Source organism: Pontibacter locisalis, assembly GCF_042684605.1.
Taxonomy (GTDB): Bacteria; Bacteroidota; Bacteroidia; order Cytophagales; family Hymenobacteraceae; genus Pontibacter; species Pontibacter locisalis.
In genome coordinates this window covers 45,447-51,896 of record NZ_JBHULU010000014.1, presented here as the reverse complement: position 1 = coordinate 51,896, position 6,450 = coordinate 45,447, and the positions used below count along the sequence as shown (strand labels likewise).

Sequence of the window (6,450 nt, the reverse complement as noted above, 5' to 3'; positions counted from 1 at the left end):
AAAAAGTGTGGAAGAATTATTATACAAAAAAACGTACCATTGTAAAGCAATAGCAGGACTAAGAAAAATTGTAAACTTTTAACAGGACTAATACCTAAACCTGTAAACTTATTTTAGGACGAGACAACTGCCCTAAATTAAGCAGTAGCAGACTCCCCTCCTTGGCTAAGGAGGGGTAGGGGTGGTTGGACCCGGTACTACAGACTATCCTATGAATCCTTCCTCATTCAGAAAAACGCCCATCCTCTCATAACAATAAACTTTCACCTCAACAGCTACTCCTTCTTTTGCGTTAGCTACAAAAAAGTCTGAATTCCCTTTACACTTTACCTTCCACTGGAAAAAACCTATATTTGTCTACATAACTTTTATCAAGCAACATGCTCAAAGCGAACGACCCTTCCCTTCACTCCTGGATAGAAATAGCGCCTAACAGCGACTTCCCGATACAAAACCTGCCTTTTGGTATTTTTAAAACAGAAACAAGAGATCCTCGTGTAGGCGTGGCTATTGGAGAATACATTCTGGACCTGTGCGTAGTTGGCCAACACAGTTTCTTTGAGCTGATTGATATTGACCCACATGTATTTCACCGCCCTTACCTGAATGACTTTATCGCGTATGGTAAACCCATCTGGCGTGCTGTAAGAAACAGGGTATCAGACCTCCTGCGAAACGACAATACGGAGATCAGCGGCGACAGTAACATGATTCGGGAATGTCTGGTAAGGCAGGACGAGGCGCAGATGCTAATGCCGGTGAAAGTGCCGAACTACACCGACTTTTACAGCAGCATTGAGCATGCCACCAATGTAGGTACCATGTTCCGTGATCCGAAAAATGCCTTGTTACCAAACTGGAAGCACATCCCTATCGGTTACCATGGTCGCGCCTCTTCTATTGTAGTATCAGGCACAGACCTTCACAGGCCAAAGGGCCAAACAAAAGCCCCGGATGCAGAGGCTCCAACTTTCGGACCTACCAAGTTGCTGGATTTTGAATTAGAGGTAGCTTTCATTACCGGTAAAGAAACAAAACTGGGACAGAGCATTACCCCTGACGAAGCGAATGACTATATCTTCGGGCTGGTACTGTTTAACGACTGGTCGGCAAGAGATATGCAGACCTGGGAGTATGTACCATTAGGGCCGTTCCTGGCCAAGAGCTTCGGATCATCTGTATCACCGTGGGTAGTAACATTGGATGCTTTAGAACCATTTAAGGTAAAAGGTCCGGTTCAGGATCCTAAACCACTTCCGTACCTGGATTTCCATGGCAACCACAACTATGACATTAACCTGGAGGTACTTCTACAACCTGAAGGAGGAGAGGAAAACAGCATCTGCCGTTCAAACTATAAGTACATGTACTGGAACATGAGCCAGCAACTGGCCCACCAGAGTAGCAACGGCTGTAACCTACAAGTAGGTGACATGTACGCTTCCGGTACCATTAGCGGATCAGAAAAAGACTCCTATGGCTCCATGCTGGAACTCACCTGGCGTGGTTCAAACCCGATCCAGCTATCCGACGGCACCGAGCGTAAATTCGTTAATGATAACGATACAGTTATCATGCGAGGATATGGAGAGCGTAACGGCATACGTATTGGTTTTGGGGAAGTAAGGTGCAAAATATTACCGGCAGTTTAAGTGTAAGAGGCTTAAATTAGAAGAAACCAGGCAGTTTTTACCATAGTACATTTAAACGTATGTACATAAAGTTCTTAAAAGCTTGCAAGGTGCAAAGATGACGATTTTTTGTTTGAGCGTTCAGCGAGTTCAAAATCGTCTTGATTCTTTTGCTTACTTTTCTCATCAAGGAGAAAAGTAAGGCCCAGCCGGCAAGGCGAAAAGCCAAATAAATGTTTAGGTGCCTCAAGTATACAAAACCTGTTGTTTTAGAACTTATTCCCGGAATTTCATTTTAATCTAAGACATGTCTTTCAAAACCATAGATCCCCAGGATGTAAAAACGGCAGAAGTACATGCCTTGCTGTTAGGTGCCATAGCGCCAAGGCCTATCGCTTTCGCCAGCACAAACGACCTGGAAGGGAATGTAAATCTGAGTCCGTTCAGCTTTTTCAACGTGTTCAGTGCGAAGCCTCCCATTTTGGTCTTTTCGCCTGCACGGCGGGTGAGAGATAATACTAGCAAGCACACTCTAGAGAATGTGTTGGCGACAAAGGAGGTGGTGATCAATATCGCCAATTACGATATTGTGGAGCAAATGTCGCTGGCCAGTACTGAGTATGACCAAGGCATTAATGAATTTGTAAAATCCGGTCTAACACCAGAGGCATGTGTATTAGTAGGTCCACCACGCGTTTTGGAGGCACCAGTAGCCTTTGAGTGCAAGGTAAACGATGTTATTAGCCTAGGACCGGAAGGAGGCGCTGGCAACCTTGTTATTTGCGAGGTGCTGTTAATGCACGTGAATGAAAACATCCTGGATGAGAACGGCAAGATAGATCCATTCAAGTTAGATGCGGTAGCTCGTATGGGTGGCGACTACTACCTACGTGCCAACGGCGACTGTATCTTTGAGCTAGCTAAGCCAATCCGCAACAAAGGCATTGGAGTGGATCAACTACCAGAGTTTATTCGGAACAGCAATATTCTTTCCGGCAATAACCTGGGCAGACTTGGAAATACTGAGACCATTCCTTCAGATGCAGAAGTAGAAGCCTTCAAAGCTGATCCGCTTGTAGCTTATACCCTAAATAAATATAAAGATGAGCCCGGCAAGCTTCGCCAGGAGCTAGAGTTGTTAGGAAAGAAACTGTTAGAGGATAATCAGGTGCAGGAGGCATGGAGGGTGTTGTTACTATGTGGGAGGGTTTAAAATTCAATAGCGCCAGCAAGCTCGCGCTATTGAATCACATCCTTTCTAGTTTGCCACATCCAACTCTTCGTACTTAGAATTCTTGCTTCTGAACTCTGGAACCATGGCTTTCATTTTTCTTACTACCGCTACATCAGTACTTTCTTTGTTCAAGGTTAATAGTTCTTTGATATCAACTACTACTTTTTTGTACTTGTACTTTCTTACCTTAGAGATCTTGATCTTGTGATGATGTGTCGGAATAGTTTTCTCTTCAGAATTTAGCAGTTCTTCATACAGCTTCTCCCCTGGCCTTAGACCGGTGAAAACAATTTCGATATCTCTATCCGGTACCATGCCTGCCAGTTTCACCATTTTCTTCGCCAGATCTACGATCTTCACAGGCTGCCCCATGTCGAAAATAAAGATTTCACCACCATTACCCATTGTACCAGCTTCCAGCACCAGTTGCACCGCCTCTGGTATGGTCATGAAATAGCGGGTAATATCCGGATGAGTAACAGTAATAGGGCCTCCCTTCTCAATCTGTGATCTAAACCTAGGAATAACAGATCCGTTTGATCCTAATACATTTCCGAAGCGGGTGGTGATGAATTTTGTCTGTGGTAAGTCAGGCTGCTTCTCATGATAGTCATCCGAATCATTTGGCCGGATACTGTTCAAAGACTGAATGTAAATCTCAGCAATTCGCTTCGATGCCCCCATAATATTGGTAGGATTTACTGCCTTATCTGTCGAAACCATTACAAATTTCTCCACATCAAAGGTAAGCGAAAGGTCAGCCAGGTTCTTTGTCCCTAGTATGTTAGTCATGATAGCCTCCGATGGATTATTCTCAATCATCGGCACATGCTTGTAAGCAGCGGCATGGTATACTATATGAGGCATGTACTCATTAAAAAGGGCATACATCCTGTTAAAATTGGCAATGTCTCCCATACAGATCTGCAGGTTAACATTAGGGAACTCGTCCTCTATCTCAAGTTGAAGATCATGAAGAGGGGTCTCTGCCTGGTCACAGATAATAACCATCTCCGGGTTGTAATGAATTACCTGCCTCACTATCTCAGAACCGATAGAGCCCGCTCCACCAGTTACCAGTACACGTTTGCCAGCCAGGTCCGCAGATATTCTGTCGTTCTCAATAACAATCGGCGGGCGTTGCAGCAGGTCTTCAATTTTCAGGTCCTGCATCTGGTTCATACTCAGATGCCCCGACATCCACTGCGAGGTAGGCGGAACGGTCAGTACCTTAATGCCCAGCTCCACACATTTCTCAATAATATTTTTTCTAACATCCGATTTGAGATCTTCGCTCATCACCACCAGTTTGTCTATCATCACCCGCTGGTGTAGCTTCTCTATCTCATCTACATGATACACTCTCTTCTGTTGGATGTCTTTATTTACCTTAATAGGATTGTCATCGATGAAGCCAGCTACAATGTACTTACCCATACCGCTGGTCTCCAAGGCATCCTTTACCAGAATAGAATTACCATCCGACCCGTAGATCAGGAACGTTTCTTTTTTACCGGAAGTATTTCGCTTGATAAAATAGAACAGCCCCTTAGCCCCCAGGCGAACCATGATCAGCAAACCGGAAGCAATAAAGAAGTTCACCAGCAGCACCAGGTAGATGTTCAGAGAATCAATATTTAAAGCAGGCATTACGCCAAATCCCATAATGGCACTGTAGATCAGGCTGCAAAAGAGAACTGTTGTGAAAATCCTGTAAATATCATGTGTGCTGGAGTACCGTATCAGACCAGTATGGAGCCGCATGGTGTAGAAAGTTACCAGGGAGACAAGGCAGTAAATACCTATGTAAATAAAGAAGTGGCCCCTAAGGATATTTGTGAACTCGAACTGCTTTATGAGGAAATAAGAGAATGCGAAAGACCAACTTGAAATTACCTGATCGATCAGCAGTATGATCCACTTTGGTAATGATTTATTCAGTAAAAATACTTTCATATAGTAAGTCAGAATTAAGTGCAAAGCGGTTATTTGCAAGTGACTTTATGCCTTTGAACAGTGCCAAGTCAATAAGATCAACCGTAAAGTTTCAGATTAATTTAGCTATACGGCATATCTGCAAAAATACTTAAAATGTTTTTACTCTTTTCATAAAAAAAACGTTAATTAAAAGTATAGTACAGTTGTATATAGTTTAAGTACTTATAATACCTACATCAAGATTAAATTCATCTTCTTTAGGATGCAATATTGACTGTTACCCTCTGAGTTTTTCTCAGTAGAGGCAGATTTTCTCACGTTCATTTTACCTTATCTTTTTAGCATACTTAAATTGGATAATTAGAACAAAGTACATTTGTTTTTACTAATAAAGCTGAACTTTTGAACTCTTATTCACATCTTTAAGTATAGAGACAGTTTCATAGTATATAATGAGACAGACATTATTGCGTTATAACATAATAGCACCTGAAAGCATATCCTGCCGAAGGAGCTAAAAAAAGAATATAATTAAATTAATATAATGAGATTATTAAAGAACTCTTGGCTGACTTTTATAATTCTATTCTGTGTTGTTAGCCATACAACAAATGCGCAAAGCTTACCGCCCCGTTTTGAAGTGGGAGCACATGGCAGCATGTTTGTTTATCATGGTGATTTAACTACCTATAAATTCGGTTCTAGAAAGACATCAAAATTTGGATTTGGAGTTTATGGGAGCTACCGCTTCAACAATTTCTTATCCGTAAGAGCAAACTTCGCAAAAGGAAAGTTGGAGGGTGATGATGAAGAGTATGCTAATCCCCTGCATGCTCGTAAATTTAATTTCAACTCACCAGTTACAGAATTTGCTGGTCTTTTGGTTTGGGACGTCTTAGGAATGGGATCCAAGGAAATAAGTCCAAATTTATTCCCTTACATAATAGGTGGTATTGGATACTCTTCTTTAGATATTCAAAGAGACTATTCCGAGAACACTTATGGAGCAAACCATCCCTATACATTGGGACTCGAAGAAGATATTCCGCAAACCCTGCCAAGCCAACTTATTGTTCCTATGGTTGGCATAGGTATCCGACACTATCTTACACCGAAGTTGACTGTAAACGCAGAGTTTATGCACCGCTTCACCTCAACAGACTACCTCGACGGTTTTAGCCAGGCTGCCGACCCTAGTAATAACGATTCCTACTATACTTTCTCTGCCGGCTTAGCTTATATGTTTGGAGAACGAGGTGGTAAAGGAGGTGGACCTAACTTTAAGAAAGGGAAAGGCCGTAAAGGGAAGATTGAATGTCCTGTTTATGAGTAAGGGGGGCTTCGGTTTCTTTGAGGATAAGGAGAATAGGTATCTTACTTCAGCTGATCTTCTCTAGCTGCTTTTTATCCTCTGCTATCTGCAATGTATAATCTCGCTGATCTTTATAGCTTTCTTTAATCCTCAGTCTTACCTGCCTATAGTTTCATCATTTGCTTTGGTTCGCTCCAAGCCCGCGGGGGCTCGTCTTCCCGCATCGCGCGGTGTTCCCTTCCTTTGCTACCCTTGCGGTCGCAATGCCTTACGGCACCGGAATCTCACAAGGCGCTCAACGGAAAGACTGGGATCAGTTCGATAGCTTCTGCCTT

4 protein-coding genes are annotated in these 6,450 nt (G+C 42.8%); 3 read left to right on the top strand and 1 reads right to left on the bottom strand.

Going from position 1 to position 6,450, the window contains the following annotated elements; genetic code table 11:
* Positions 1-380 precede the first annotated feature (380 nt).
* Positions 381-1,652: a fumarylacetoacetase gene (gene fahA, locus ACFSRY_RS10350; protein ID WP_377506519.1), complete on the top strand. Its 1,272-nt coding sequence runs from the start codon at positions 381-383 to the stop codon at positions 1,650-1,652.
* Positions 1,653-1,938: 286 nt separating this feature from the next.
* Positions 1,939-2,844 carry a flavin reductase family protein gene (locus tag ACFSRY_RS10345; RefSeq protein WP_377506516.1) on the top strand — a complete coding sequence of 302 codons (906 nt, stop codon included), beginning with the start codon at positions 1,939-1,941 and terminating at the stop codon, positions 2,842-2,844.
* Between the two features lie 45 nt (positions 2,845-2,889).
* Here ACFSRY_RS10345 and ACFSRY_RS10340 read toward each other — a convergent pair whose 3' ends face one another.
* The gene (locus ACFSRY_RS10340; RefSeq protein ID WP_377506513.1) at positions 2,890-4,821 is read right to left on the bottom strand and encodes a polysaccharide biosynthesis protein; all 1,932 of its coding nucleotides are present in this window, start codon (positions 4,819-4,821) and stop codon (positions 2,890-2,892) included.
* Positions 4,822-5,347: 526 nt separating this feature from the next.
* Here ACFSRY_RS10340 and ACFSRY_RS10335 point away from each other — a divergent pair.
* On the top strand, positions 5,348-6,136 hold the full coding sequence (locus tag ACFSRY_RS10335; RefSeq protein WP_377506510.1) for a DUF6089 family protein: 789 nt from the start codon (positions 5,348-5,350) through the stop codon (positions 6,134-6,136).
* Positions 6,137-6,450: the final 314 nt, after the last annotated feature.

Coding starts and splice junctions, on each gene's coding strand:
- ACFSRY_RS10340 (WP_377506513.1), bottom strand. CDS start 4,821: ATGAAAGTATTTTTACTGAATAAATCATTACCAAAGTGGATCATACTG.
- fahA (WP_377506519.1), top strand. CDS start 381: ATGCTCAAAGCGAACGACCCTTCCCTTCACTCCTGGATAGAAATAGCG.
- ACFSRY_RS10345 (WP_377506516.1), top strand. CDS start 1,939: ATGTCTTTCAAAACCATAGATCCCCAGGATGTAAAAACGGCAGAAGTA.
- ACFSRY_RS10335 (WP_377506510.1), top strand. CDS start 5,348: ATGAGATTATTAAAGAACTCTTGGCTGACTTTTATAATTCTATTCTGT.